At 72.1% G+C, this 26,505-nt stretch carries 21 protein-coding genes, 2 pseudogenes and 1 riboswitch; of the genes and pseudogenes, 14 read left to right on the top strand and 9 right to left on the bottom strand.

Annotated features, from left to right (window positions below; all coding sequences use genetic code 11):
- Positions 1-231 precede the first annotated feature (231 nt).
- Both ACIA8D_RS19955 and ACIA8D_RS19950 read left to right on the top strand, forming a co-directional pair.
- Complete coding sequence (locus ACIA8D_RS19955; protein WP_399233850.1) at positions 232-2,688, top strand: glycoside hydrolase family 3 N-terminal domain-containing protein; 2,457 nt, start codon at positions 232-234, stop codon at positions 2,686-2,688.
- The gene (locus ACIA8D_RS19950; protein ID WP_399233847.1) at positions 2,672-3,697 is read left to right on the top strand and encodes a LacI family DNA-binding transcriptional regulator; all 1,026 of its coding nucleotides are present in this window, start codon (positions 2,672-2,674) and stop codon (positions 3,695-3,697) included. The genes ACIA8D_RS19955 and ACIA8D_RS19950 overlap by 17 nt, the downstream gene beginning before the upstream one ends.
- Before the next feature lie 28 nt (positions 3,698-3,725).
- On the opposite strand, the gene ACIA8D_RS19945 is transcribed toward ACIA8D_RS19950, so the two are convergent.
- Positions 3,726-4,379 carry a PAS domain-containing protein gene (locus tag ACIA8D_RS19945; RefSeq protein WP_399233845.1) on the bottom strand — a complete coding sequence of 218 codons (654 nt, stop codon included), beginning with the start codon at positions 4,377-4,379 and terminating at the stop codon, positions 3,726-3,728.
- Positions 4,380-4,569: 190 nt separating this feature from the next.
- Between ACIA8D_RS19945 and ACIA8D_RS19940 the strand changes: the two are divergent.
- Positions 4,570-7,757: pseudogene (locus ACIA8D_RS19940) on the top strand (cytochrome P450).
- Between the two features lie 65 nt (positions 7,758-7,822).
- On the opposite strand, the pseudogene ACIA8D_RS19935 reads toward ACIA8D_RS19940, so the two are convergent.
- Positions 7,823-7,909: pseudogene (locus tag ACIA8D_RS19935) on the bottom strand (ABC transporter substrate-binding protein); the annotation flags it as partial.
- 169 nt (positions 7,910-8,078) lie between these two features.
- Here ACIA8D_RS19935 and ACIA8D_RS19930 point away from each other — a divergent pair.
- From ACIA8D_RS19930 to ACIA8D_RS19920, 3 genes are read left to right on the top strand one after another with little or no spacing between them, the layout of a single operon-like run.
- On the top strand, positions 8,079-8,321 hold the full coding sequence (locus ACIA8D_RS19930; RefSeq protein ID WP_399233842.1) for a superinfection immunity protein: 243 nt from the start codon (positions 8,079-8,081) through the stop codon (positions 8,319-8,321).
- A 35-nt stretch (positions 8,322-8,356) separates the two neighbouring features.
- Positions 8,357-8,602 (top strand): hypothetical protein, encoded by a 246-nt coding sequence (locus tag ACIA8D_RS19925; RefSeq protein ID WP_399233841.1) that lies wholly within the window; start codon positions 8,357-8,359, stop codon positions 8,600-8,602.
- Positions 8,536-8,865, top strand: a complete 330-nt coding sequence (locus tag ACIA8D_RS19920; RefSeq protein WP_399233838.1) for a hypothetical protein — start codon at positions 8,536-8,538, stop codon at positions 8,863-8,865. Before ACIA8D_RS19925 ends, ACIA8D_RS19920 begins: the two co-directional genes overlap by 67 nt.
- 30 nt (positions 8,866-8,895) lie before the next feature.
- Here ACIA8D_RS19920 and ACIA8D_RS19915 read toward each other — a convergent pair whose 3' ends face one another.
- Positions 8,896-9,513 (bottom strand): TetR family transcriptional regulator C-terminal domain-containing protein, encoded by a 618-nt coding sequence (locus ACIA8D_RS19915; RefSeq protein WP_399233836.1) that lies wholly within the window; start codon positions 9,511-9,513, stop codon positions 8,896-8,898.
- A gap of 156 nt (positions 9,514-9,669) precedes the next feature.
- Here ACIA8D_RS19915 and ACIA8D_RS19910 point away from each other — a divergent pair, with 156 nt between their 5' ends.
- Positions 9,670-11,073, top strand: a complete 1,404-nt coding sequence (locus ACIA8D_RS19910; RefSeq protein WP_399233833.1) for a purine-cytosine permease family protein — start codon at positions 9,670-9,672, stop codon at positions 11,071-11,073.
- Between the two features lie 51 nt (positions 11,074-11,124).
- Positions 11,125-12,795, top strand: a complete 1,671-nt coding sequence (locus tag ACIA8D_RS19905) for an amidohydrolase (RefSeq protein WP_399233831.1) — start codon at positions 11,125-11,127, stop codon at positions 12,793-12,795.
- Between the two features lie 7 nt (positions 12,796-12,802).
- Here ACIA8D_RS19905 and thiD read toward each other — a convergent pair whose 3' ends face one another.
- From thiD to ACIA8D_RS19885, 4 genes are all read right to left on the bottom strand, one after another.
- The gene (gene thiD / locus ACIA8D_RS19900) at positions 12,803-13,627 is read right to left on the bottom strand and encodes a bifunctional hydroxymethylpyrimidine kinase/phosphomethylpyrimidine kinase (RefSeq protein WP_399233830.1); all 825 of its coding nucleotides are present in this window, start codon (positions 13,625-13,627) and stop codon (positions 12,803-12,805) included.
- Complete coding sequence (thiE, locus tag ACIA8D_RS19895; RefSeq protein WP_399233828.1) at positions 13,624-14,334, bottom strand: thiamine phosphate synthase; 711 nt, start codon at positions 14,332-14,334, stop codon at positions 13,624-13,626. The genes thiD and thiE overlap by 4 nt, the downstream gene beginning before the upstream one ends.
- Positions 14,331-15,149: a hydroxyethylthiazole kinase gene (gene thiM, locus ACIA8D_RS19890; RefSeq protein ID WP_399233826.1), complete on the bottom strand. Its 819-nt coding sequence runs from the start codon at positions 15,147-15,149 to the stop codon at positions 14,331-14,333. Before thiM ends, thiE begins: the two co-directional genes overlap by 4 nt.
- 55 nt (positions 15,150-15,204) lie before the next feature.
- Positions 15,205-16,605 (bottom strand): purine-cytosine permease family protein, encoded by a 1,401-nt coding sequence (locus tag ACIA8D_RS19885; protein WP_399233825.1) that lies wholly within the window; start codon positions 16,603-16,605, stop codon positions 15,205-15,207.
- A riboswitch (TPP riboswitch) is annotated at positions 16,595-16,690 on the bottom strand. Its footprint overlaps the gene before it by 11 nt.
- 413 nt (positions 16,691-17,103) lie before the next feature.
- Between ACIA8D_RS19885 and ACIA8D_RS19880 the strand changes: the two genes are divergently transcribed.
- The 4 genes from ACIA8D_RS19880 (at position 17,104) to ACIA8D_RS19865 (ending at position 22,080) form a co-directional block, all read left to right on the top strand.
- The gene (locus tag ACIA8D_RS19880) at positions 17,104-18,531 is read left to right on the top strand and encodes a family 2B encapsulin nanocompartment shell protein (protein ID WP_399233823.1); all 1,428 of its coding nucleotides are present in this window, start codon (positions 17,104-17,106) and stop codon (positions 18,529-18,531) included.
- A gap of 53 nt (positions 18,532-18,584) precedes the next feature.
- Entirely contained in the window at positions 18,585-19,928 is a 1,344-nt protein-coding gene (locus ACIA8D_RS19875; protein ID WP_399233821.1) for a family 2 encapsulin nanocompartment cargo protein terpene cyclase, read from the top strand.
- Positions 19,929-19,944: 16 nt separating this feature from the next.
- Positions 19,945-20,832: a geranyl diphosphate 2-C-methyltransferase gene (locus tag ACIA8D_RS19870; RefSeq protein WP_399233819.1), complete on the top strand. Its 888-nt coding sequence runs from the start codon at positions 19,945-19,947 to the stop codon at positions 20,830-20,832.
- Between the two features lie 153 nt (positions 20,833-20,985).
- A complete protein-coding gene (locus ACIA8D_RS19865) occupies positions 20,986-22,080 on the top strand; it encodes a hypothetical protein (RefSeq protein WP_399233817.1) in 1,095 nt (364 codons plus the stop codon).
- 42 nt (positions 22,081-22,122) lie between these two features.
- Here the strand turns inward: ACIA8D_RS19865 and ACIA8D_RS19860 are convergent, their stop codons facing one another.
- Positions 22,123-22,809, bottom strand: a complete 687-nt coding sequence (locus ACIA8D_RS19860) for a response regulator (protein WP_399233815.1) — start codon at positions 22,807-22,809, stop codon at positions 22,123-22,125.
- 6 nt (positions 22,810-22,815) lie between these two features.
- Positions 22,816-23,994, bottom strand: coding sequence for a sensor histidine kinase (locus ACIA8D_RS19855; RefSeq protein ID WP_399233813.1), 1,179 nt, complete (start codon positions 23,992-23,994; stop codon positions 22,816-22,818).
- Between the two features lie 196 nt (positions 23,995-24,190).
- Here ACIA8D_RS19855 and ACIA8D_RS19850 point away from each other — a divergent pair, with 196 nt between their 5' ends.
- Together ACIA8D_RS19850 and ACIA8D_RS19845 are read left to right on the top strand one after the other, a co-directional pair.
- Entirely contained in the window at positions 24,191-25,711 is a 1,521-nt protein-coding gene (locus ACIA8D_RS19850; protein ID WP_399233811.1) for an alpha/beta hydrolase, read from the top strand.
- 520 nt (positions 25,712-26,231) lie between these two features.
- Positions 26,232-26,447 carry a hypothetical protein gene (locus ACIA8D_RS19845; RefSeq protein ID WP_399233809.1) on the top strand — a complete coding sequence of 72 codons (216 nt, stop codon included), beginning with the start codon at positions 26,232-26,234 and terminating at the stop codon, positions 26,445-26,447.
- Positions 26,448-26,505 lie beyond the last annotated feature (58 nt).

Here is a 26,505-nt window from a genome sequence, read left to right as displayed (position 1 = left end):
GAGAGCCGCCGGCGACCCGTGGGCCGACGTGAAAAGTTTTCGAAATACAGCCAAGGTTCAGCTCTGTGCATGCAAATTAGGTAGCGGCCAAAGGGCTGTCAAGACATCTGCAATAACGTTGTGGGACAAGGGACTTGTGCGTAGCGTCCCGCAGACACGAGACTCGTGAAAGCCGCGACAGATATCGAAACTGTTTCGACGTTCTGCGGCTGAGGACAGAGGAGGATGTGGATGGCCGCGGCTGATTCACGTGCCGGGACGGAGCGGGTCGCGCCACGCTGGCAGGACCCGGAACTGCCCGTGTCCGACCGGGTCGAGGCGCTGCTCGCCGAGATGACGGTGGCGGAGAAGGTTGCGCAGCTCGGCAGCCGCTGGCTCGGCAACTTCATGGGGCACGAAGCGGGCGACGACGCAGCGGCCGACGCCGGGGAGACCGGCGAGGAGCAGGTCGAGAAGCCCCAAGTAGCCCCGCTGGAGGACCTGTTCGAGGAGGCCGGGCGCGTTCCGCTCGAAGAGGCGGCGCGGGACGGGCTCGGCCACCTCACTCGGGTGTACGGCAGCCGTCCGGTGAGCGCGCGGGAGGGCGCGGACCTCCTGGTCGCGCAGCAGCACACCGTCGTCAAGAGCTCCCGGCTCGGCATCCCGGCCCTGGCCCACGAGGAGTGCCTCACCGGGGTCAACACCTACGGCGCCACCGTCCACCCGGCTCCGCTCGCGTGGGCGGCGGCCTTCGACCCGGAGCTGGTGCGCCGCCTCGGCGGGGCGATCGGGCGGGACATGCGGGCGCTCGGCGTGCACCAGGGGCTCGCTCCGGTCCTGGACGTCGTGCGGGACTACCGATGGGGCCGGGTCGAGGAGACCATGGGCGAGGACCCCTATCTGGTGTCGATGCTCGGGGCCGCGTACGTCGGCGGACTCGAGGGCGCGGGCGTCATCGCCACCCTGAAGCACTTCGCCGGGTACTCGGCCGCCCGCGGCGCCCGCAACCACGGTCCCGTGCCGATGGGCCGCCGCGAACTGATGGATGTCATCCTGCCGCCGTTCGAGACGGCGATCGCGGTGGGCGGCGCCCGGTCCGTGATGAACTCCTACTCCGACATCGACGGCGTCCCGGCCGGCGCCGACCCGTGGCTGCTGACCCAACTGCTGCGTGAGGAGTGGGGGTTCACCGGTACGGTCGTCTCCGACTACGGGGCGCTCGCGTTCCTCGCCGGGATGCACGGGATCGCGGCCGACTTCGACGAGGCGGGCGTGCTGGCGCTCGGTGCGGGCATCGACGTGGAACTGCCGGACACGCTCACCTTCGGCCGGCACCTGGAGGACCGGGTCCGGCGGGGCGAGCTTCCGGAGTCCCTGCTCGACCGGGCGGTGCGCCGGCTGCTGACCCAGAAGGTCGAACTCGGCCTCCTCGATCCCGGCTGGACGCCCGAGGGTTCGGCCGCCTCCGCCGCGTCGCGGGACCTGGACTCGCCGGGGAACCGGGAACTGGCCCGCGAGTTGGCCGAGCGGTCCGTCGTACTGCTCGACGCGGGCAGCGCGCTGCCGCTCGTCGACACGGACGCGGGGCGCAGGGCGCCGGGCCGCATCGCCGTGGTGGGGCCGTGCGCGGCCGACTCGCGCACCCTCATGGGCTGTTACGCCTTCCCGAACCACGTGCTGCCGCGCCATCCCGGCCTGCCGCTCGGCATCTCGGCGCCGACCGTCGTGGAGGCGCTGCGCGGCGAACTCCCGGACACCGAGATCGTCTTCGAGCCGGGCTGCGATGTGCGCGAGGAGGACCGCTCCGGCTTCGCCGCGGCGGCGGCAGCGGCGCGCGGGGCGGAGCTGTGCGTCGCGGTGGTGGGCGATCGTGCCGGCCTGTTCGGCAACGGCACGTCGGGCGAGGGCTGCGACGTGGACGACCTGCGACTGCCGGGCGTACAGGCGGAGTTGCTCACGGAGCTGTTCGCCACCGGGACGCCCGTGGTCGTGGTCGTGCTCTCCGGCCGCCCCTACGCCCTCGGCGAGGTGCATCCGCGCGCCGCCGGCCTCGTCCAGGCGTTCATGCCGGGTCAGGAGGGCGCGGCGGCCATCACGGGTGTGCTGACCGGACGCGTCCAGCCGGCGGGCAGGCTGCCGGTACAGATTCCGCGCCGCCCCGGCGGCCAGCCCGGCACCTATCTGCAGCCGCCGCTCGGCGCGCACACACAGGGCATCAGCAGCGTCGACCCGACTCCGCTGTTCCCGTTCGGACACGGCAGGTCGTACACGACGTTCGAGATCGGGGAGCTGCGCGTGAGCGCGGGAGACGTGCCCACCGACGGCGAGTTCACGGTGTCGGCGCGGGTGCGCAACACCGGTGCCAGGCCGGGGCGCGAGACCGTCCAGCTGTATCTGCGCGACCCCGTCGCACAAGTCACACGTCCGGTACGGCAGTTGACCGGCTTCCAGCAGGTCGAACTCGCTCCCGGGGCGAGCGCACGGGTGAGCTTCCGGGTGCACGCCGACCGGACCGCTTTCACCGGCCGCGATCTCACCCGGATCGTCGAACCCGGCGACGTCGAGGTGCAGGTCGGCGCCTCGTCGCAGGAGTTGCCGTGCCGGGCTGTCGTACGATTGACGGGCCCCACGCGGGTGGTCGGCCACGACCGGCGGCTCACCACACCGGTGGACGTGACCCTGGAAGAAGCAGATGCCACCGCACGCTAGACGCACCACCCTGTCGACCATCGCCCGCGAGGCGGGGGTCTCCGTGGCCACCGTGTCGAAGGTGGTCAACGACCGCAGTGACGTGGCACCACGGACCCGCGCCCGGGTACAGGAGCTGCTGCTGGAGCACGACTACCTGGCCCCTGTGTTCCGGCACACCGAGGCCGTGAAGAACCTTACGATCGAGGTGCAGTTCAACGGCGACCTGAAGACGTATTCGGCCGAGGCGCTGGAGGGCATCATCGACGCCGCGGCCGAACTGGGCGCCTCCGTCGTGATCAGCAAGTCCTCGCCCGCCCCGCACTGGGCGCGGGACCTCGCGTCCGCCGGGCGGCGCGCCCTCATCGCGGTCACCAGCATGTACACGGCCGCGCATGTGAAGGAGCTGACCCGGGCCGGGCTTCCGCTCGTCGTCCTCGACCCGCTGCATCTGCCGCACAACCGGGTGCACAGCGTCGGGGCGACGAACTTCGCCGGCGGACTGGCCGCGACCGAGCATCTGCTCGGCCTCGGCCACCGCCGGGTCGGCTACCTCGGCGGACCGACCATGGCCGTGTGCAACCAGGCCCGTATGCACGGCTACCGCGCCGCCCTGGAGGCGGCGGGCGCCTCCACGCCTGCCGACTACGTCCGGCACGGAGCGTTCACGCACGAGGCCGGCCGACTCGGCGCCGCCGCACTGCTCGACCTGGACGAACCACCGACGGCGATCTTCGCCGGCAACGACGAGATCGCCCTCGGCGTCATCGAGGCCGCCCGCGCCCGCGGCCTGCGCATCCCCGAGGATCTGAGCGTGGTCGGCTTCGACGACACGCTCCTGGCCAGGATGGCGGCACCACCCCTGACCACCGTGCGCCAGCCACTGCGCGAGATGGGCGGCATCGCCCTGCGCACCGCGCTGCGCCTCGCGGGCGGCGAACGGGTCGAGTCCCACCACATCGAACTCGCCACGGAACTGGTCGTACGGGCATCCACGGCCCCACCGCAGGAAGCGCCCGCGGCGCAGTAGGGAGTGCGGGATCCACTCGCCCCCCCGGTCACGCGTCGTGTTCCCGCGCCTCCGCCGCGAGCCGGGGCGGCCACTCCCCCGCCACCAGCACTCCCTCCGCGTACGCCCGCGCGACCAGTTCCGTGCGGTTCGACGCACCCCAGCGGCGCGAGAGTTGGCGCAGGTGGTACGTGACACCGTCGGTCGTCAGGCCGGTCTCGCGGGCCGCGCGGGCCGTCGTGGCGCCCGCCGCCAGCAGGGCCAGGATGCGCGCCTCCTGCGGGTGCGGCTGCGAGGCCGTGGACGCGGTTCGCTCGGGCGCGGCCGCCGCGTCCAGCACTCGCACCGTCACCAGCAGGTCGGGCACCCGGTGCGCGGTCTCGCTCACCGTGTCGACGATCAACTCGCCGCGCCGCCCCGTGCCTTCGCCGCCGCGCCAGGCCACCGCGACCGTGTAGCGCGAGCGGCGTCGCGCCCTCAGCGCCTGCGCGATCCGGTCGACCTGCGCGGCGTCGACCGGCACGAACAGGTCGAGGATCGCGCGCCCTTTCAGGCGGCCCGCGGTGGTGCCCCACTCCAGGGCGAACGCGGCGTTGACCAGCCGTACGTTTCCGTACGGGTCGCACACCGCGACCGGCATCGGGATCCGGTCGAACAGCACCATCGCGCGATTGCGCCACAGCACCGCGTCCCCGGTGTCCATTCGCTGATCGCCTCCATGAGGGTCGTCCGTGCCACGGACGGCGCCAGGGCACAAGTCCGATACACCGTCAGCCACTACACAATCATGTAGTGGCGAGGGGCTGACCAGCAGGGGAAGCGGATCAAGCTGGAAGCCGCAGTTCCCCACTCCGCGACAGCAGGTCCCCCTCCGCGAAAGGCACCGCCCCACCATGCCGGACTCCGCGCCCGCCCCTTCCCCCACGCCCGACGACAGCGCCTACGCCGCCGCCGGGGTCCCCGTCGTCGACGTCACAGCCTCCGGTCTCGGCCCCGGACCGCTGCAGCAGATCATGGGCCTGATGCGCGAGCACGGTCCGCAGTTGGTGCGGCGGGTGCACGGGCGGGACGCCCTGTTCGTCTCCGACCTCGACCTCGTCACCGAGCTCGCCGACGAGTCCCGCTTCGCCAAGAGCATCGGGCCCGCGCTGCGCAACGTCCGCGAGTTCGCCGCCGACGGCCTGTTCACCGCCTACAACGACGAGCCGAACTGGGCGCGCGCCCACGACATCCTGATGCCCGCCTTCGCGCTCGGCTCCATGCGCACGTACCACCCGGTGATGTACCGGGTCGCGCGCCGCCTCGTCGACTCCTGGGACCAATCCGCCGCCGACGGCAGCCCGGTCGACGTGCCCGGTGACATGACCCGGATGACGCTCGACACCATCGGACTGGCCGGGTTCGGCTACGACTTCGCCTCCTTCGACAGCAGCGAGCCGCACCCGTTCGTCGAGGCGATGGTGCGCTGCCTGGAGTGGAGCATGAAGCGCCTGGCGCGGGTGCCCGGTGGCGACTACGAGGCGGCCGACGCGGCGTTCCGTGCCGACGCCGACTATCTCGCCCAGGTCGTCGACGACGTGATCAGCGCGCGCGTCGAGAGCGGCGAGCGGCACACCGACGACCTGCTCGGCCTGATGCTGACGGCCGAGCACCCGCAGGACGGCTCCACGCTCGACACCGCCAACATCCGCAACCAGGTCATCACATTCCTGATCGCCGGGCACGAGACGACGTCGGGCGCGATGTCCTTCGCCCTGTACTACCTCGCCAAGAACCCGCCGTCCTCGATCTCGCACGCCGCGAAGTGGATGCCCTATGGGGTGACACCACGGACCCGGAGCCGGACTTCGACGAGGTCGGCCGGCTCACGTACACCCGCCAGGTCCTCAACGAGGCGCTGCGCCTGTGGCCGACGGCCGCCGCGTTCAGCCGGGAGGCGCGCGAGGACACGCTGCTCGGCGGCCGCATTCCGCTGCGCGCGGGGCAGGGTGTGACGGTGCTGGCGCCGATGCTGCACCGGGAACCGGTGTGGGGCGACAACCCGGAGCGCTTCGACCCCAACCGGTTCACGCCCGAGGCGGAGGCGGAGCGGTCCCCGCACGCGTTCAAACCCTTCGGCACCGGCGAACGGGCCTGCATCGGGCGGCAGTTCGCGCTGCACGAGGCGACGATGCTGCTCGCGATGCTCGTGCACCGCTACCGCCTGGTCGACCACGCCGACTACCAACTGACGGTGAAGGAGACCCTCACCCTCAAGCCGGACGGCTTCACCCTCACGCTCGCGCCGCGCACCCCGGCCGACCGCCGGCACACTCCCCTGCCGGGCGCCGCCAAGGCCGAGGCGGACCTGGTGAGCGACACACTTCCGGCCCGCGTACTGCCCGGCACCCGCGCCCTGTTCCTGCACGGCAGCAACTACGGCACCTGCACCGGACTCGCCGCCCAGCTCGCCGACGAGGCCGCCACGCTCGGCTGCGAGGCGGAGGTCGCGCCGCTCGACGCGTACGCGGAGGGCCTTCCGACCGACCGTCCCGTGGTGATCGTCGCCGCGTCCTACAACGGCCGGCCGACGGACGACGCCGGTCGGTTCGCCGCCGAGCTGCTCGACGCCTCCGCATCGACGGAGGGTGTCACGTACGCCGTGCTCGGCGTCGGCGACCGCAACTGGGCCGCCACCTACCAGCACTTCCCCACCCGCATCGACGCGCGCCTGGCCGCGCTCGGCGCCGAGCGGCTGTGCGCGCGGGCCGCCGCCGACGCCTCCGGCGACCTGGGCGGCACCGTCCGCACCTTCACCGCCGACCTGCGCGCCGCCCTCCTGGAGCGGTACGGGGACCCGGAGGCCACCGCAGCGAACACCCCCGCCGGGCCCACCGCCCCGTACGAGGTCCGCGAGATCACCGGCGGTCCGCTGGACACGGCGGCGGCCCTGCACGGGCTCGTGCCGTTCACGGTCACCGAGGCACGCGATCTGACGGCGCCCGGCCACCCCCGCGTGAAGCGGTTCGTGCGGCTCGCGCTGCCCGAGGGTGTGTCGTACCGGACCGGCGACCACCTTGCGGTCCTGCCCGCACACGAGGACGGGCTGGTCGACCGCGCACTGAAGGTCCTCGACCTCGACCCGGACACAGTGCTCGACATCCGTGACGCCCGCCCGCGCCGCGACGCCCTGCCCCTCGACAGGCCCGTGACCGTCCGCGAACTCCTCACATACCACGTCGAGTTGCAGCATCGCCCGAGCCCCGACGAGGTGGCAGCGCTCGCCGCCGCCAACCCCTGCCCGCCGGAGGCCGCCGCGCTGCGGGAGCTGTCCGCCGACGACCCGCGCACCTTCCTGGAGCTCGTCGAGGACCACCCGGCGCTGCGCGACGTCCTGACCTGGAGCGTGCTGCTCGGGCTGCTGCCGCCGCTGCGCCCGCGCCACTACTCCGTCTCGTCCAGTCCGGCCGAACTCCCGGGCCACGTCGACCTGATGGTGTCCGTGCTCGACGCGCCCGCCGCCTCCGGCACCGGCCGCTACCGGGGCACGGGCTCCCACCACCTGGCCTCGCTGCGTCCCGGCAACACCGTCCTGGGCCGCGTCCAGCCCTGCCGCGACGTCTTCCGCATCGCGCCCGACACCACCGAGCCGGTCATCATGATCGCCGCGGGGACGGGCCTCGCCCCTTTCCGCGGAGTGGTCGCCGAGCGCACGGCGCGGAACGCCCAACTGCCGCCCGCGCTTCTCTACTTCGGCTGCGACCACCCCGAGCGCGACTTCATGCACGCCGACGAGCTGCGCGCCGCCGACGCGGCGGGTACGGTCTCGCTGCGGCCCGTCTTCAGCGACGCCCCGGTCGAAGGACACGCCTTCGTCCAGCACCGCATCGCCGCCGAGAGCACCGAGCTCGGCCGTCTCCTCGACGCGGGGGCACGGGTGTACGTGTGCGGGGACGGCGCCCGGATGGCGCCCGGGGTGCGCGCCGCGTTCCGTGCGCTGCACCGCGAGCGCACCCCCGGCGCCGACGAGGCCGCAGCCGAGCAGTGGCTCACCGGGCTGATGGCGGAGGGGCGTTACGTGGAGGACGTGTACGGCGGCTGATCGCATACATCCGCGCAGGGCGGCCGGTGAGCTGGCCTCGTCGGTGAATTCGGTCGTGTACGACCCTCGCCGCCCTGCGCGTAGTCGCTCGGCATCTTGGCCGCGATCTCCTTGGCGCTGTGCGAGGACATCAACTTGGGGGTGCGCACGAACACCGCTTGACGGCCCAGCGCTATCTCCGTTACCTCCAGGACAAGGGGGTCGTCCAACTGTCGCTGCGCTACGGGGACGCGGGCCGGCCGGAGCACCGGTACACGTGCGCGCCCAGCGCACGCTGACGCTCCGCCGCCCGGCGCCGCGGGGCCCGGACAGGGTGACCACGTGTTCTCACGAATAGGCCCCCTCGAACTCCTGATCATGGCGATCCTGGCGCTGCTCCTCCTCTGCGTGCCGTCGTTCATCGCCCACCGCCGGAGGGTCCGGCGCATGGGTTGGGTCGTCGCGGCCAGCGTGCTCGGCGTCTTCACCGGGGTGTTCTGGTTCGTCGCCCTGTTCATGGCCTTGTCGATGACCACCCACGAACCCGGGTCCGGGCAGCTGCCGGGCGACCGGCCCGCCGACTGACGACCGACGGCTCCTGGGCGTGGGACGGCCCGTGGGTGCTGCTCGCGCTCGACTTCTGCGGCCGTCTCGTACGGGACCGGGCCCGCTGGGAACACGAGGCGGACAGCCCGCCCGCGCTGACGGCCGTCGCCGCGACGACGGTGCTCGGCACCCGGTACGCGCTCGCGGGCCTGGAAGGGCTCGCCGCCGCATTGCTGGTGGTCGCCGTGACGGTGTGGCGATCCTGCTGTACGCCGTCGTACGTCACTGGAAGCGGCGGATGCCGGGCGTGGTCTTCCTGAGCTGTGTGGCGACGCAGGGCCTGGCCGTGCTCGCGGCGACGCTCTGCGCCGAACTGACGGTGGCATGGCTCGGCTACGCGGCGATGGTGGCGTTCTGGGGCGGCCTCGTCGCCTACGTCGCCGCCCTGCGCCACTTCGACCTCCCGCAGGTCGTGACGAGCGCCGGGGACCACTGGGTGGCCGGCGGGGCGCTGGCCATCTCCGCACTCGCCGCGGCGAAGCTGGTGCTCGCGGGGGCCCTCAGAAGCGGAAGCGCGCGCTGAGGACGGCGCCCTCTGCACCCACGGTGGGAGTCAATCGCCCGCCGGCACCAGCGCCGCCGCCGCATCGCGCGCCGCCGCCAGCGCCCGGGGCCGTTCGGCGCCCGGCTGCCCCAGGACGACCCGGGTACTCAACCCGTCCAGCAGCGCGAGGAGTTGGGCCGCGCGGCCGGGGATGTCGGTGATGGTGAAGGCGCCTCGGTCCACACCCTTGGCGAGGATCGCCTCCAGGTCGCGCTGCCAGCCGTCGTCCAACTCCTGTTGCGCGGCACGCAGTTCGTCGTCGGAGCCGGAGCGGGCCCACAGTTCGACCCAGAGCATCCAGCGCGGGTCACGGGGACCGGCCGGCAGGTACAGGTCCAGGTAGAGGTCGAGCCTGCGGGCCGGGGTCACCCGGCGGGCAAGGAGCGCCGCCCGCTCCTCGGTGAGCGCGGCCTCGCTGTAGCGCAGGGCCTCGACGAGCAGCAGGTTCTTGGAGCCGAAGTAGTAGAGCAGGTGCCCGCCGCTGGTGCCGAGCCGCTTGGCGAGCGAGGCCATGGTCAGCGACGCGAGGCCCTGCTCGGCGACGACGGCCGTCGCCTCCTGGAGCGTACGGGTCCGCAGGTCGCCGCCCGACGACCGCCCCGGTCGTGCCGCTGTCGCCCCGGCCATGCGCACCGCCCCTCACCACTGTTCGTGCCGATCGCAGCCTACCTCTTGACGTGGGGCGGCACCGCGCCGCATCTTGAATGCCATTCAAGTTTCTTGAATGGCATTCAAGCCGTTCCCTCTGAGACGAACGACAGACGAGAGACGAGAGGCGACGCCATGACGGCAGACCAGGTCGCGCGGGACGCGCCCCCGCAGCCGGCCAGGGACGAGGTGTTCCAGGTCGAGGAGCACGGCATCGACCCGATCCCGGAGTCCGAGCGGCACGGCGGGGCCCGGGACCTGTTCTGGCTCTGGTTCGGCTCGAACCTGACGTTCACCTACGTCATCAACGGCGCCCTTGCCGTCTCCTTCGGCCTGTCCTTCTGGGAGGCGGTGCTCGCGGTCGTCCTCGGGGGCCTGACGTTCTTCGCCATCAGCGCGGCCGGCATGAGCGGCGTCCGCACGGGCACGGCGACACTGGTGATCTCCCGCGCCGCGTTCGGCGTGCGCGGCAACTGGCCCGCGGGCCTGCTGAACTGGATCGTCAGCATCGGCTACACCATCGTGAACACGGTCGTCGGCGTCCTCGCGCTCCAGGCGATTTGCGCCGAACTCGGCTGGCACGGCACCACCGCCCGCGCCGCGAGCCTCGCCGCGACCCTGGCCCTGACGTTCGCCATCGCCCTGTGGGGCCACGCCACCGTGCAGTGGGCCGAGCGCTGGATGGCGTACGCGCTGACCATCGGGTTCGCGGCGATGCTGCTGTTCCTGCTGCCGGGCACGGACACCGGCGCCGCGCCCGCGCCGGGCGGCGCCGCCGCCTGGTCCCTCGCGTTCGTCGTGGTGCTCGCCGGGCCGATCAGCTACGTGCCGATGCCGGCCGACTACACCCGCTACCTCCCGGCGACCACCACGATGCGCGCGCTCACCTGGAACGGGGCGCTCGGCGGCCTCATCTCCTCCGTAGCCCTCGGGATCGCCGGCGCGGCCGCCGCGACACAGGCCGATCTCACGGACGCGGTGGCGGGGACGCAGGGGCTGCTGCCGGGCTGGTTCCAGCCGCTGTTCCTCGCCCTGGTGCTCGGCGGCTCGGTCACCAACTCGATCATCACGCTGTACTCGTCGAGCCTCAACCTCCAGGTCCTCGGCATCCCGTGGAGCCGCGCGAAGGCGATCCTCATCAGCGCGGCGGTGACGGCCGCCGGTTCGCTCGCCGCGCTGTTCCTGGTCGACTTCACGGAGTCGCTGCTGTCGTTCCTGTCGCTGCTCGTCATCGTGTTCGCGCCGTGGGGCGGCGTCTTCCTCACCGACATGGTGCTGCGCCGCTGCCGCTACGACGCCGAGTCCCTGCACACCGGACGTGCGGGCCGCTACTGGTTCCGCGCCGGATACAGCCCCGCCGGCCTCACCGCCCTGCTCGCCGGCATGGTGTTCGCCGCGCTCACCTGCGACAGCGCGCTGTGGCGCGGCCCGCTCGTGGCCCCGCTCGGCGGCATGGACCTCAGCGCGCTCGGCGCCGTCGTCGCGGCCGTCGTGTACGCGGCGCTGGCCCGCGGCAGCGCCCGCCCCCACACCCCATAGCCACCCATCCCCTTCCCCGAGCACCCCTCGTACGAGAAAGAGCCCCACCCCATGGCACCCGCACAGCACCACTCCTCCCCCGCAGATCTCGTGCTCCGCCGCGCCCGCATCCACACCGTCGACCCCGAACTGCCCGAGGCCGAGGCGCTCGCCGTGCGCGACGGGCGGATCGTGTGGCTCGGCGCCGACGCGGACGCCGACCGCTGGACGGGCCCGGACACCCGGGTCATCGACGCGGGCGGGCGGCTCGTGCTGCCCGGGTTCATCGACGCCCACAACCACGTGCGGCTCGGCTCGGACGACGCCTGCGTCCAACTCGCGGGCGCCGTGAGCCTGTCGGAGATCCACGACCGCATCGCCGCCTGGCGCGAGCGCAACCCCGAGGCCGCCTGGATCGAGGCCGAGGCGTTCGACTACTCGGCGCTGCCGGACGGCCGAATGCCCACGGCCGCCGACCTCGACCCGGTCACCGGCGACACCCCGGCCATGGTCCTGAGCTACGACGTGCACACGGCCTGGCTCAACACGGCGGCCATGGACCGGCTCGGGGTGCGCGCCGACCGCACGGAACTCCCCTTCGGCACCGCGCAGATCGACCCGACGACGGGCGAACCCACCGGATTCGTACGGGACTTCGCCGTACGCGGACTGTCCCGCGACGGCCACCGGGCACTGCGCGAACTTGGTGTGCCGTGGGCGTCCCCCGAGCGGCAGTACGGGCGGCTCGTGAAGTCCCTCGACGACGCGATCCGGTTCGGCATCACCACGGTGGTGGAGCCGCAGAACTCCCTGGACGACCTGACCCTGTTCGAGCGGGCCAGGACCGAGGGGCGGCTTCGCTCGCGCCTCGTCGCCGCCCTGTTCCACCCGCGCGGCACCTCGGACGCGGACCTCGACGAATTCGAGGCCGCCACGCACGCGTACCGCGACGAGCACATGCGGCTCGGCCCGCTCAAGCTCTACATCGACGACGTCGTGGAGCCCCGCACGGCCGCGCTCCTGGAGCCGTACTCGACGGGCTGCGGGGGCCACCGGGGCGAGACGTTCTACCCGGCCGAGGAGTTCGCCGACCTGCTCACGAAGCTGGACGCGCGCGGCTTCCAGTGCTTCGTGCACGCCACGGGCGACCGGGGCATCCGCACGGTCCTGGACGCGGTCGAGGCGGCTCGCACCGTCAACGGGCCGCGCGACGCCCGCCACCAGGTCGTGCACGTCGAGTGCCTGGACCCGGCGGACGCGCCGCGCTTCGCCGAACTCGGCGTCGTGGCCTGCATGCAGCCGCGGCACTGCGCACCGGAGATCGCGGGCCCCGGCCAGGACTGGGCGGCGAACGTCGGCGCGGACCGCTGGCACAAGGCGTGGCCGATGCGCACCCTCGACGCGGCCGGTGCGACGCTCGCGTTCTCCAGCGACTGGAACGTCGCGGAGATGGACCCGATGATCGGCATCTACACCGCCCTCACGCGCAAGCCACTGACCGGCGGCCCGGCCTGGATGCCCGAGGAAACGGTCGACGTGACGACGGCAGTGCACGCGTACACGATGGGTTCTGCGTACGCCAACTTCCTTGAGAACGAACGGGGTTCACTGTCCGTCGGCAAGGTCGCGGACTTCTCCATCCTCTCCCGCGACATCCTCCGTGCCGCCCCGGAGGACATCCCCGGCACCGTCGCGGAGGTCGTGGTGGTGGCAGGGAACGTGGTTCACGAGGCGAGGGCCTGAGACACCGTCAGCCAGTCGCCCGGAACCGCCACCCATGGTCGACCGGCCCGATCCCGGACCCCAGCGCGAACCCCGCCGCGATGGCACCGGTGACGTACTCCTTCGCCCGTCGCACCGCCTCCGGCACCTCGTGCCCCTGGGCAAGGCCCGCCGCGACGGCCGATGCGAGGGTGCAGCCGGTGCCGTGGGTGTGGGCGTTGTCGTGGCGCGGTGAGCGCAGCCAGTGCTCGTCCGTGCCGTCGGTGAGCAGGTCGACGGCCTCGCCGGGCAGGTGGCCGCCCTTGATGAGCGCCCAACGGGGTCCGTAGGCGAGCAGGCGCTCGGCGGCGCGCCGCATGTCGGTCTCCGCGGTGTCGGCCTCTACCGCGACGCCGGTGATCTCGGCGACCTCGTCGAGATTCGGTGTCACCACCGTCGCCACCGGCAGCAACCGGTCCCGCACGGCGTCGATGGCGTCGTTCGCGAGCAGCCGGTCGCCGTGCTTGGAGACGCTGACGGGGTCGACGACGACGGGGGCCGGCGCCTCGGACAGCAGCTCTGCGACCGTGACGACCATGTCGGGGTCGGCGAGCATCCCGGTCTTGAGCGCCTGCACACCGATGTCGTCGACGACGCTGCGGTACTGGGCGCGCACCGCCTCCAGCGGCAGGCTCCAGGCGCCTTGCACACCAAGGGAGTTCTGGGCCGTCACCGCGGTGAGGACACTCATGCCGTGCGCGCCGAGGGCCAGCATGGTCTTGAGGTCGGCCTGGATCCCGGCGCCTCCGCCGGAGTCGGATCCGGCGATGGTGAGCACGCGGGGCGGCGCGACCGCGGGCGGTGTCCCAGTCATGCGGAGACGTCCTTTCGGATACGAGTGTGAGGGCTGCTCGACCACGCTTCGGTGTACGAGCGGGCCGCGGCACGCGGGTCCTCTGCGGCGCAGATGCCGGAGACGATCGCGCCGCCCGCCGCGCCCACGGCCCGCAGGTGCGGCAGGTCGTCGGGGACGACACCGCCGATGGCCACGGTGGGCAGCTCGCTCAGTGCGACCAGTGCGGCGAAGCCCTCGTGGCCGAGCGGCTCGGGGGCATCGGCCTTGGTGCGTGTGGTGTGCAGCGCTCCGATGCCGACGTGGTCTACGTGTGCCGTCGATGTCGCGGCGGCGTGCAGTTCGCCGGGCGTGGCCGCGCTCAGCCCCAACACGGCTTCGTCGCCGATGAGTTGGCGTACGGAGGCAGCTGGCAGGTCCGACTGGCCGACGTGGACTCCGGTGACGCGCGCGCCGTGCGCCCGCGCCGCCAGGAACACGTCGACCCGGTCGTTGACGATCAGCGCGACCCGCTCGGGGAGGATCGCGGCGACGTCCAGGACGGTCCGCAGAAACTCCCGGCCGCTCGCGTGCTTCTCCCGGATCTGTACGGCGGTGACACCTCCGGCCGCGGCCTGCGCGACGGTTTCGGCCACGGTGCGGCCGCGGGCCGCGCACTGGTCCGGGTCGGTGACCAGGTACACCGACAGGTCGACACCCGCGTGCACGGGTCGCGTACGTGCCGTCATGACACCTCCGCCCGCTTCGCCAGATCCTCCGGGGTGAGCGCGGCGAGCGCGTCCAGGAAGCCGGCGGCGAAGCTGCCGGGACCGGCCGCGGTCCGCGCCGCGGACTCGGCGGCAACGGTGTACGCGGTGGCGGCCCCCACCGTCGTCGCGAACCGGTCCTCGTCCACCGAGGCGAACGCGGCCATCACCGCGCCCAGCGCACAGCCACCGCCGGTCACCCGGGTCAGCAGCGCGTCCCCGTTCGCGATCCGGGCGGTGCGCGTGCCGTCGGTGACGTGGTCCACGGGGCCGGACACCGCGACGACGCTGCCCGCCGTGCGCGCGAGTTCGGCGGCCGCGTCCTCGGCGGCCTCGACGCCGTGCGAGGCGTCCACGCCCCGGCCGCCACCGCCCGCGCCCGCGAGCGCGATGATCTCGGAGGCGTTGCCGCGGATCACGGTCGGCCGCAGTGCGAGCAGCTCGGCCGCGAGCGCCGTGCGCACCGGCAGCGCGCCGATGGCCACCGGGTCGAGCACCCAGGGCGTCCCGGCTTCATTCGCGGCGCGCGCGGCCTCGGGCATCGCGGCGCGCTGTTCGGCGCGCGGGGTGCCGAGGTTGACCAGCACGCCCGAGGCCACCCGGGCGAAGGGCCCAGCCTCGTCCGGGATGTCGACCATGGCGGGCGCCGCGCCCACCGCGAGCAGCACGTTGGCGGTGAACCCGGTGACCACCGCGTTGGTCAGGCACTGCACCAGCGGTGACTCGCGCTGTACGCGCCCGAGCGCCTGCGCCGCGAAGGCGGCGAGGTCGGGTCCTGCGGTGGGTGTCGTGGGCATGAGGTCGCTCCAAACAGACGAGGTGCCGTGGTTGGTACGTACGGAAGAGGGCAGGTCAGCCGCGTCGCCGCAGCCGCAGCGGTGCGTACACGATCGCCGCCACGAGGAACGCCACGTAGTACGACACATCCGCACCGTGCAACGCTTCGGCCACCGGCCCCACGTACAGGCTGGTGTCCATGAACGGGACCGCCGCGGCGAAGGCCGCCGCGAAGGCCAGCAGCGCCGGCCACGCGGGCTGCCGTCGCCCGCGCTCGACGGCGAGGTCGAGCGGCGCCCCGGCACGTTCCCTGGCCCGGGCGCCCCAGTCGACGAGGACGATCGCGACGAAGCCGGGGATCCAGTACCCGACGAACAGCAGCACATTCTGGAAGCGCGCCGTGGTGTCCGCGGCGTGCATCCACAGCACGAGCGGGAAGCCGAGGACGGCGGCGAGGGCGGCGGCCACCGGCCTCGGTATGCGCACGCCGATGGTCTGGAGGGCGAGGGAGCCGCTGTAGTCGTTCATGGCGTTGCTGCACAGCGCGGCCAGCGCCACGGCGAGCAGTCCGAACCCGCCGAGCACTCCCCCGCCGAGTATCTCGTCGACCCCGGCCGCCGTCTGGTCGGTGAGCACGGAGGCGCCCCACAGGCCGAGCGCCTGCACGGCCACGAAGGACACCAGCAGGCCGAGCAGGGTGTACCAGAACATGCGGGTACGGGAGGTGGCGGCGGGCAGGTAGCGGCTGAAGTCGCTGGCGTACGGCGCCCAGGACAGGCTGAGGCTCAGCGCGATGGTGCTGGTCAGGACGAACGCGCCGACGCGGTCGGCGCCGTGCACGGAGCCGTGGGCCGCCGGGTGCACGCCGTCGAGCATCCGCCAGGCGATGAGCGCGAAGGCGGCGCCGAGCACGAAGGTCATGACGATCTGAAGCCGGTGGATGGCCTCGTAGCCGAGGACGCCGAGCAGTCCCTGGGCGCACAGCATGACGAGGACGCCGGCCCAGAACGGCCAGCCCAGCAGCCGGGCCAGCGCGTCGCCGCCGAACAGGCCGATCAGCGCGTCCCACGCGATGGACGACAGCCACTGCAGCACTCCGGGCAGCGCGACGCCGCGCCCGAACGCGAGCCCGGCCAGCGGGAGTTGCCCCGCGCCGGTCCGGCTCCCCCACGTCCCCAGGTATGCGGTCGGCACCGCTCCGATCAGGGTGCCCAGCACGACGGCGGCGAGCGCGGTGGCGAAGTCGAGTCCGAGGGCGATGCCGACGGTGCCGGTGAAGACACCGGTCATCGTCAGGTTCGGGGCGAACCACACGGTGAACAGGCGTCCGGCCCCGCCGTAGCGGTTGCCTTCGGGGACCGGTTCGATGCCGCGCCCCTCGATGCCGAGGTCGCCGGGTGCGGCGGGCATGCGCCCATCGAAGGCGCCGCTGTCGTGGTCGGCAGGCAGGCCGCTGGAAACATGCGTCACAGGCATGAGACATCCCTCCGCCAGTGCGAACTGGTTCAGGTTCGACGGGTGTGTTCTCAGCCCTCTGTGCGGGGCACCCCGTGTCCGGTTATCGCCGCCAGCCTAACGCGGTGGCGTGCGGTGACGCACGGGTGGGTTCCGCTTGCACCGCGGTCCCCTACCCCGACCGGCGCGGTGTCCGCAATGAGGACCTCTGTGACCGCTGGCCGACTTCCATCGGTTTCGCGGGGCCGCGGCGCCCGCCCGCCGCGTGACATCGGGGTCGGTGGCCGCTCGGACACGGCGGGCAAACGGGCCGAGATCCGTCGGTCGCCGGGCAAACACCGGCCGGGCTTGATCATCGCATCGAGTTAATGTCGCCGGCTTTCCTTGGCCGGGCGGGTGAGAGGGCCCTTACGGTGATTCTGGTTCTGGACGTATTCCCACCGAATTGCTCACCTTTCCTACTTCTGCCCCGTCACAACGGGCATGCGTGCTTTCGCCCGACCAAGGAGAGCTCATCCGATGACCGTTGACTCGACCGACTCGACCACCCCGGACACCGTGTCGGTGCCGCCGCAGCAGACCAGCCTCGGCACGGCGGCCGCCCGCAATCTCGCCACCACCACCAAGTCCGCCCCGCAGATGCAGGAGATCACCTCGCGGTGGCTGCTGCGGATGCTGCCCTGGGTGGAGACCAAGGGCGGCGTCTACCGGGTCAACCGCCGCCTGACCTACACCGTCGGCGACGGCACCATCGAGTTCATCCAGGACGGCGGCGACGTCCGTGTGATCCCCCGCGAACTCGGTGAACTGGCCCTGCTGCGCGGCTTCGACGACGTCGAGGTGCTGACCGCCATCGCCGACCGGTGCGTACAGCGCGACTTCCGGGCCGGCGAGACGCTGGTCGAGCGCGGGGCACCGGCGGACAAGCTCCACCTGATCGCCCACGGCCGCATCAACCAGTTCTCCGAGGGCGAGTACGGCGACGAGGTCGCGCTCGACGTCCTGGCCGACGGCGACCGCTTCGGCGACTACGCGCTCCTCGACGAGGACGCCCGCTGGGAGCAGACCGTGGTCGCCGAGACCTCGGGCACCCTGCTCACCCTCTCGCGCGCCGACTTCGCGTCCGTGGTGTCCTCGGCGCCGCCCCTTCAGGAGCACATCGAGGAGTTCAAGTCACTCGCCGGCCGAGGCCAGAACCACCGCGGCGAGGCGGAGATCCCGATGTCGGCGGGGCACGTGGGCGAGCACGAACTGCCCGGCGCGTTCGTCGACTACGAGGCGAAGCCGCGCGAGTACGAGCTCTCGGCGGCCCAGACGATCCTGCGGGTGCACACCAGGGTCGCCGACCTCTACAACGAGCCGATGAACCAGACGAAGGAGCAACTGCGGCTCACCGTCGAGGCGTTGCGCGAGCGTCAGGAGCACGAGCTCGTCAACAACCGGGAGTTCGGCCTGCTCCACAACGCCGACTTCAAGCAGCGCATCCAGACACACTCCGGCCCGCCCACGCCCGACGACCTCGACGAGCTGCTCTGTCGCCGCCGCGGCTCGAAGTTCTTCCTGGCGCACCCGCGCACCATCGCGGCGATGGGGCGCGAGTTCAACGCGCGCGGCCTGTACCCCGACCACGTCGACCTCGGCGGCCAGCAGGTCCCCGCCTGGCGCGGGGTGCCGATCCTGCCCTGCAACAAGATCCCGGTCACCAAGGAGCGGACCAGCTCGATCCTCTGCATGCGTACCGGCGAGGACAACCAGGGTGTCATCGGCCTGCACCAGACCGGTCTGCCGGACGAGTACGAGCCGGGGCTCTCGGTCCGTTTCATGGGCGTCGACGAGCAGGCCATCACCAAGTACCTCGTCAGCACCTACTACTCCGCCGCGATCCTCGTGCCGGACGCGGTCGGTGTGCTGGAGAACGTGCAGATCGGCCGCTGGCCCAGCAGGTAACGGGCCGGGACCCCGGCCGCTCACCCCACCAAGGAGCCCTCAAGGAGACATGGATGCCCCCGCCTGAGCCGACACCTCTGCAGTCGAGCCTGCCGGAAGCGGTCTCCCGCTTCGGGGCGCAGGTCCTGGCCGACGCCGCGGCCCGCGCCCGCGACATCGGCGCCGTCACGGGCGGCCCGCCGCGCGTGCCCTCGCAGGCCGCCGAGGCACCGGCTGTCGAGGCCCGCGTTGTCGAAGCTCCGGCAATCGAGGTTCCGGCAGTCGAGGTTCCGGCGGCCCGAGCACCGGCCGCGGGCGCCGATGTGGAGCGGCTGCTGCGCGGGCCCAGCGGCCTGGGCACGGCGGGCCTGCGCCTGACCCCGGCGGCGCTGTCGGAGCCGTCCGCACCGGACTCGGCTCCGGCGCCGGGCGCCGCCAAGGGCCGGCCCGTTCCGGGCCTGTACCACCATCCGGCGCCGGAGCCCGATCCCGTACGGGTCGCGGAGGTCAGCCGCCGGATCAAGGCCTGGGCGCTGGACGAGGTCGACCTGTACCCCGACGACTGGGAGGAGGAGTTCGACGGGTTCTCCGTGGGCAGCTACATGGTCGGCTGCCACCCCGACGCGCCCACCGTCGACCACGTCATGATCGCCACCCGCCTGATGATGGCGGAGAACGCGCTGGACGACTGCTACTGCGAGGACCACGGCGGCTCGCCCGTCGGTCTCGGCTCGCGCCTCCTGCTGGCGCACACCACCCTCGACCCGCTGTACACGACGCAGGAGTACCAGCCGCAGTGGGCCGAGTCGCTGTACGCGGACGCCCCGCGGCGGGCCTACCGCTCCGCCATGGAGTACTTCGTCAAGGCGAGCAGCCCGTCCCAGGCCGACCGGTACCGGCACGACATGGCGCGCCTGCACATGGGCTACCTCGCCGAGGCCGCCTGGTCCGAGCACGACCACGTACCGGAGGTGTGGGAATACCTGGCGATGCGCCAGTTCAACAACTTCCGCCCCTGCCCGACCATCACCGACACCGTCGGCGGCTACGAACTGCCGGCGGATCTGCACGCCCTGCCGGACATGCAGAAGGTCATCGCGCTCGCCGGCAACGCGACGACCATCGTCAACGACCTGTACTCGTACACGAAGGAACTCGACGCCCCCGGACGGCACTTGAACCTGCCGGTCGTGATCGCCGAGCGCGAGGACCTGTCCGACAAGGAGGCCTACCTCAAGTCGGTCGAGGTCCACAACGAACTCATGCACGCCTTCGAGGCAGAGGCCGCGGCCCTGGCCGCCGCCTGCCCGCTCCCGAACGTCCAGCGATTCCTGCGGGGCGTCGCGGCGTGGGTCGACGGCAACCACCAATGGCACCAGAACAACACCTACCGCTACAGCCTGCCCGACTTCTGGTAAGAGATAGGACACATCAGTGACCAGCACCGAACTCACCGCCACGGCCCACGGCACCACCCCGTTCATCCCCGAGCCGGCCACCCCCTACCAGGGGGACATCGCCCGCTACTGGGACGGCGAGGCCCGGCCGGTCAACCTGCGGCTCGGCGATGTCGACGGTCTGTACCACCACCACTACGGCATCGGCGAGGTCGACCATGCCGCGCTCGGCGACCCGGCGGGCGACGCGAGCGAGCAGAAGCTCATCGCCGAGCTGCACCGGCTCGAATCCGCGCAAGCCGCGTACCTGCTCGGGCACTTGGGCGACATCGGGCGCGACGACACGCTGGTGGACGCCGGCTGCGGGCGCGGCGGCTCGATGGTGATGGCGCACCAGCACTTCGGGAGCAAGGTCGAGGGGGTCACGCTCTCGGCCAAGCAGGCCGACTTCGCCAACGGCCGGGCCGAGGAACTCGGCATCCAGGACCACGTCAGGGCCCGTGTCTGCAACATGCTGGACATGCCGTTCGAGACCGGGCAGATCTCGGCGTCGTGGAACAACGAGTCGACCATGTACGTCGATCTGCACGACCTGTTCGCCGAGCACTCCCGCGTCCTGGAGGTCGGCGGCCGCTATGTGACCATCACCGGCTGCTGGAACCCGCGTTACGGCCAGCCGTCGAAGTGGGTGTCCCAGATCAACGCGCACTTCGAGTGCAACATCCACTCGCGCCGCGAGTACCTGCGCGCGATGGCCGACAACCGTCTCGTGCCGCAGACCGTCATCGACCTGACGCCGGACACGCTGCCCTACTGGGAGCTGCGCGCCACGTCGTCGCTGGTCACGGGGATCGAGGACGCGTTCATCAACTCGTACAGGGACGGTTCGTTCCAGTACGTGCTGATCGCGGCGGACCGCGTGTGACCGTTCGCTGAGCAACTGCCGGTGGCAGGAGGGGCCGTTCGCCGACGGTCCCTCCTGCCGTCTGTTTTCCCTGTGCAATGATCCTGCGACGGCGGGCCGCCCTGGGGAGGGGCGCACCGCCACGCATACCGCACGGCACAAGGGGAGTTCACAGTGAATTCGGGTGGGGACCACGGCGGTTCGTCGCTGTCGGACGAGGATTGGGAGCGCTTCCTCCAGGAGTCCGAGGACGGCGTGCGGGACGCGCCCAAGGAACCGTCGGCGCGGGCCCGCATGGTGACGCGCCGCCTGCGCGAGGAGGATGCCCGGGTTGAGCCGTGGCGTGCGCACCGGCCGCCTCAGCGGCGCGGACGCAAGGTCTTGTACGCGCTCGGTGTGCTGGCGGCGGTGGCCGTGGCGGTCGTGGCGCTCAACCCGGGGCGGGTGGCGGGGTGGTTCACGGACGGCTCCGGCACCGACGCGACGCCACTCGCCGTGGAGAGCGTCCGGCCGACGGCGCCACCGGGCGGGGCGACCGGACGCCCCACACGCTCGGAGCCGTTCGCCGACTCCCCCGCCGCACACTGGGCCGACGGGACGGCCGGAATCGACGTACCGCCGGCGCGGGCCACGGGCTGGATGACCAGGACTCAGGTCGCCGAGTCCCTGAACCGCTCCCGCGACTTCCTGGCCGCATCGAGCCTGGACAAGGCAGTACTCCACGGCGAACGCCCCACCGAGGCCATCGCCCTCATCAACCCCCACCAGCCCAAGGAAGCCACCTTCCTCACCACCTCACTGACCGCGCCGAGCAAGAAGTACAACCCGCTCGTCCTGTTCAGCCGCTTCGATCCGGCGCAGGTGAACCTGGTCGGCGACGTGGTGAAGACGCGCGGCCGCATCACGTACGCCGAGGGCAACAAGGGGGCGCTGAAGGTCACCACGGACGTCACGTACGTGTACCCGGTCGCGAGCCTCGCCGACGACGGCCGCGTCACGCGTGTCATCGTCCGCCGCGAAGTGGTCATGAACTGGCCCGACCCGTCGAGGATCGTCAGCGAGCCGGGCACCTTCTCGGTCGTCTCGAACCGCGTGTCCACCACCAACGCGGGCTGCGAGACGTACAACGGCTACCTGACACCGGACTTCACCGACGACGGCGCCTCCGGCGACGGCCCGGCGGTGGACCCCTACGACCGCAGCACCGCGATGGACGAGCGGATGGGCGGCGCCGGGGACGAGAGGTGCGGGACGGCTACGCGGTCGTGAACCGGGGGCCGCGCGCATGAGCGGCGGTCACCGGCGGCCGGGTCACTCCGCGGCGTCGCGCACCAGCAGTGCGATCTGCACCCGGTTCTCGACCGCCAGCTTCGTGAACAGGCTGCCGATGTGGGCCTTGACGGTGGCGACGCTGATGTGGAGGCGTTCGGCGATCTCCGGGTTGCCGAGGCCGTCCGCGATGGCCCGGGCGGTGTCGAGTTCGCGTTCGGTCAGGGCCGACAGGCGCTTGCGCGCGGCTTCGCGGGACGCGGCGCGGATGTCGGACGATCCCGGGCCCGTGGCCGCGGCGATGACCCGCGCGGTGGCCTCCGGGGACAGGACGGGATGGCCGTCCGCGACGGTGCGCACCGCGTCGGCGATCCGCGGCGGCGGCGTGTCCTTGAGGACGAAGCCGAGCGCTCCGGCGCGCAGCGCGCCGAGCACCAGGTCGTCCGAGTCGAACGTGGTGAGCACGAGCACTCGGGGAGGTGACTGGCCGGTGAGGACCTCCCGGGTCGCGCTGAGGCCGTCGCGGCCAGGCATCCGTACGTCCATCAGGACGACGTCGGGCCGGTGTTCGGCCACCACGCCGGTCGCGGCCTCCCCGTCGGCCGCCTCGGCGACGACGGTCAGGTCCGGTTCACCGTCGATGATCAGGCGCAGCGCCATCCGCACCAACCGGTCGTCGTCGACGATGGCGACACGCACGACACGTCCCGGTTCCCGCTCGCTGTTCACGTGCGCTCATTTCTCGTAAGGGGCGTACGGCCACGGTAGTTGGGCGGTGAGGACGTATCCGTCGTCCGGCGTCGGGCGGTGGTCGAGTCGTCCGCCGGCGAGGGTGACCCGCTCGCCGAGGCCGAGCAGGCCGAACCCGGAGGACGGGGACCGGACCGGGCGCGCCGAGCCCGGGGAGTTGCGGATGGTGACCTGCAGTTCGCCGCCTTCCGTTCCCTCGATGGTGATGTGCACGTCGGCGCCGGGGGCGTGCTTGGCCGCGTTGGTGAGCCCTTCCTGGACGACGCGGTAGCAGGTACGCCCGGCGGTCTCGGACGGTGTGCCCGTCACGGTGGTGGTGAGTGTGACATCGAGTCCCGACGTGCGGGCGTCGTCGACCAGTGCGGGGACACCGTCCAGGGAGGGCTGCGGCGCCTCCGGGGCATCCGGTCCTGCGCGGAGCACACCGAGGACGTCGCGCAGTTCCTCCAGGGCGTGGTGGGAGCCGTCGGCGATGCCGCGGACCAGCATGCGGTGTTCCTCGGGCTCGAGGTCGGCCCGGTGGTCGAGGACTCCGGCCTGCATGGCGACCAGGGAGATCCGGTGGGCCAGCACGTCGTGCATTTCGCGGGCGATGCGGTTGCGCTCCTGGGCCCGCACCTGCGCCGCGCGCGCCGTCTGTTCCCGCTCCAGGCTCGCCGCCCGTTCACGCAGGGACCGCACCTCGGCACGGCGCGCCCCGACGGCGGTGCCGACGGCCACCGCGATGCCCGCGGTCAGCGCAGGGAGCAGCAGTTGGAGCCATACCGGGCCGACCGCACCGTCGACCGGGTAGAACCGGGCGGCGAACGTGGACGCCGCCACGTAGAGCACGATGGCGGCTGCGATCTCCACCCGGCGGCGGCGCGTGGCGAGCGAGGCCAGTGCCAGGAGCGCGGCGCCGGTGGCGAGCCCCGAGGTGGCCGAGGCGGCCACGACGGTGAACGCCACCGTGCGCGGAAACCGTCGCCGCCACGACACCAGCACCAGACAGGCGAGCGCCAGCAGCGGATCCCCCGTACTGAACCAGGAACCCGTCACGGCCGCCTGCCCGGGCTGCATCAGCACACCCACGGAAAGCCATACGGGAACGCCCACCGCCACCGCGGCCGCCAGCCGCCAGGCGTGCTCCCACCATGCGAGCGGCGGCGCCGCGTCCGTGTTCATGCCGCCATTGTCGCGACACCGTACGGGCCGACGCAGCCGACCAAAGTATGGAACGTCCCCTACTCAGGTCGAACCACCGTCCGACCTTGGTCGAGGTCGGGTCGGGACGCCGGGCCGATGTGCCGACGGCGCCCGCTGAACACACTCGTTCACATGCGGCCCGACAGCTGCCGCAGCACCTCGGAGGAGACATCACATGCACAGGAAGAAGAGCCTGTCCCTCGGCATCGCCGCCACCGCGGTGGCGGCCGCCACCATCGCGGGGGTGTCGCTGGCGGCGACGCCGGACACCGCCGAGGCGACGTCGGCGGACACCCTGCGGTGGGGCCCGTGCTCCAAGAAGCCGAAGGAGTCGACGAGGTCGCAGGAGTCCGGCCAGGACCCCGCCTCCCGGCTCGAGTGCGCGACGCTCCAGGTCCCCCTGGATTACCAGGATCCGGACGGCCGGCAGATCGACATCGCCGTCTCCCGGCTGGCGAGCGAGAAGCCCTCGAAGCGGCGCGGCGTGCTGCTGGTGAACCCGGGCGGCCCCGGCATCACGGGGCTCGGCTACCCGTACGCCCTCGCCACCTCAGGGCTGCCGCAGTCCGTGCAGGACTCCTACGACCTGATCGGCTTCGACCCGCGCGGTGTCGGCCGCAGCACCCGGGTGACCTGCGACCTCACGCAGAAGCAGCAGGCGCACGGCAACATCCCGCCGTACACGCACAACGCGGCCGACGTCGCCAAGGAGGTGCCTTACGCGCGGACCGTCGCCCAACAGTGCGCCACGTCGAAGTCGTCCTGGATGCTGCCGCATGTCACCACCGCGAACTCCGCGCGCGACATGGACCGGATCAGGGCGGCGCTGGGCGAGTCGAGCATCTCCTACCTGGGCGGCTCCTACGGCACCCAGCTCGGTTCGGTGTACGCGACGCTGTTCCCCCGGCGCGAGGACCGGATCGTACTCGACAGCAACCTGGGCCCCGGCGGCTACGACGTCACGGCCACGCGGATGCTCGCGCGCGGCATGGAGGACCGCTTCCCGGACTTCGCGGCGTACGCCGCCGCACACCCCGAGTACGGCCTCGGCAGCACACCTCAGCAGGTGACGGCGAAGTTCTACGACCTGGCACAGCGGCTCGACGAGAAGCCGGTCCAGGGCTACGACGGCACGGTGTTCCGCGGGAAGACGCTCGACCACCTCTACACCGATGCGGGCATGGCCACGCTGGCCAGGACCTGGCAGGCCCTCGACACGAACAAGCCGCTGCCCGACGACCCGCCCATGGCGGACTTCGAGAACTTCATGGCCGCCCGCTTCCACACGATCTGCAACGACAGCCGCTGGCCGCGGTCGATCGCCTCGTATCAGCGCAACGCCGAGGTGGACCGCATCCGGTACCCGAAGCTGGGCGGCTCCACGGCCGGCATCGGCCCGTGCGCCTTCTGGCCGACCGAGCGGACCGAGCCGCCGGTCCGCATCGGCGCCAAGGGCCCGTCGAACGTCCTCATGGTGCAGAACGAACGGGACCCCGGAACGCCGCTGGCCGGCGCCAAGAACCTGCGCCACGCCTTCGGACACCGGGCCGTCATGGTGACGGCCGACCAGGGAGGTCACGGTGTCTACCCGACCGGCACCAACACGTGCGCGAACGACGCGGTGACGACGTACCTGACCACCGGGAAGCGCCCCTCGCAGGACGTGAACTGCCCGAGGGAGCAATCGAGCAAGTAGCGCAGCCACTTTTCAACGCGAGCAGGAACAACGGCGGCACAGGAACAACGGCGGGCACGGGGAACGGGAGTTACGGACATGCTCAAGGAATGGCGACGGAACCGGGCGGTACAGCGAGTGAAGCCCGGCGACGGGCGGGTCCTGAAACGCTTCCGCTGGTGGCAGCACCTCTCCCGAGCCCTGTTCCACCTCCGCCTGACGGACGTCGACACCGGCCGGCCGGTCCGCTACTCCGTGGACGTTCGGCACGGCCGGAACCAGAGCTCCGGCAACGTCAAGGCGCGGCTCTACCTCGACGGCAAACAACTCGCCGTATCCAAACTCCCCGCCGCCTTCCCCGTCCCCGGGGGCACAGTCGAGGTGTCGATGAGCGCCTTCGGCCTCAAGCGCTGCCACTACGTCACGACCGAGGGGGGACGAGCAGCAGCTCACGCCCGACCCGGCCTCCACCGAGGGCCACCGCGCGAACCTCGACCACAGGCACCCGGCGCTGAGCCGCACGCTCGGCGTACTCTCGGCGGTGGCACTGGCCGCGGCCCTGGCCCTGCTCCTCTCCCAGCTCGCCGAGAAGCTGACAAGGCCACCCGAAATCGCCCAGCACATCGGGGCGTTCACGTCGCCGGTGCACCTGTCAGGATGGATGAACGTCGCGGCCGCCCTCGTCACGGCGACGGCAAGCACGGAACGGGCCCTGCGACTGCGCTACAGCCGCCTTTGGGACGGCGGGGCGGGCTGACATTCCCACGCCCCGCCCGCCCACCTCACACGGTTCTCCCACCCTGCTGCGGCAAGGT

Source organism: Streptomyces sp. NPDC051684 (genome assembly GCF_044453445.1).
GTDB lineage: Bacteria > Actinomycetota > Actinomycetes > Streptomycetales > Streptomycetaceae > Streptomyces.
Note: the sequence above shows the minus strand (reverse complement) of the source record. Positions and strands in the feature narration are given on the sequence as shown.

Bases quoted from the DNA above. Each gene is read 5' to 3' on its own strand.
- ACIA8D_RS19915 (WP_399233836.1), bottom strand. From the start codon at position 9,513: ATGGCCGGGGCGACAGCGGCACGACCGGGGCGGTCGTCGGGCGGCGAC.
- ACIA8D_RS19875 (WP_399233821.1), top strand. From the start codon at position 18,585: ATGCCCCCGCCTGAGCCGACACCTCTGCAGTCGAGCCTGCCGGAAGCG.
- ACIA8D_RS19905 (WP_399233831.1), top strand. From the start codon at position 11,125: ATGGCACCCGCACAGCACCACTCCTCCCCCGCAGATCTCGTGCTCCGC.
- thiM (WP_399233826.1), bottom strand. From the start codon at position 15,149: ATGCCCACGACACCCACCGCAGGACCCGACCTCGCCGCCTTCGCGGCG.
- ACIA8D_RS19885 (WP_399233825.1), bottom strand. From the start codon at position 16,605: ATGCCTGTGACGCATGTTTCCAGCGGCCTGCCTGCCGACCACGACAGC.
- ACIA8D_RS19850 (WP_399233811.1), top strand. From the start codon at position 24,191: ATGCACAGGAAGAAGAGCCTGTCCCTCGGCATCGCCGCCACCGCGGTG.
- ACIA8D_RS19950 (WP_399233847.1), top strand. From the start codon at position 2,672: ATGCCACCGCACGCTAGACGCACCACCCTGTCGACCATCGCCCGCGAG.
- ACIA8D_RS19855 (WP_399233813.1), bottom strand. From the start codon at position 23,994: ATGAACACGGACGCGGCGCCGCCGCTCGCATGGTGGGAGCACGCCTGG.
- ACIA8D_RS19910 (WP_399233833.1), top strand. From the start codon at position 9,670: ATGACGGCAGACCAGGTCGCGCGGGACGCGCCCCCGCAGCCGGCCAGG.
- ACIA8D_RS19945 (WP_399233845.1), bottom strand. From the start codon at position 4,379: ATGGACACCGGGGACGCGGTGCTGTGGCGCAATCGCGCGATGGTGCTG.
- thiE (WP_399233828.1), bottom strand. From the start codon at position 14,334: ATGACGGCACGTACGCGACCCGTGCACGCGGGTGTCGACCTGTCGGTG.
- thiD (WP_399233830.1), bottom strand. From the start codon at position 13,627: ATGACTGGGACACCGCCCGCGGTCGCGCCGCCCCGCGTGCTCACCATC.
- ACIA8D_RS19955 (WP_399233850.1), top strand. From the start codon at position 232: ATGGCCGCGGCTGATTCACGTGCCGGGACGGAGCGGGTCGCGCCACGC.
- ACIA8D_RS19880 (WP_399233823.1), top strand. From the start codon at position 17,104: ATGACCGTTGACTCGACCGACTCGACCACCCCGGACACCGTGTCGGTG.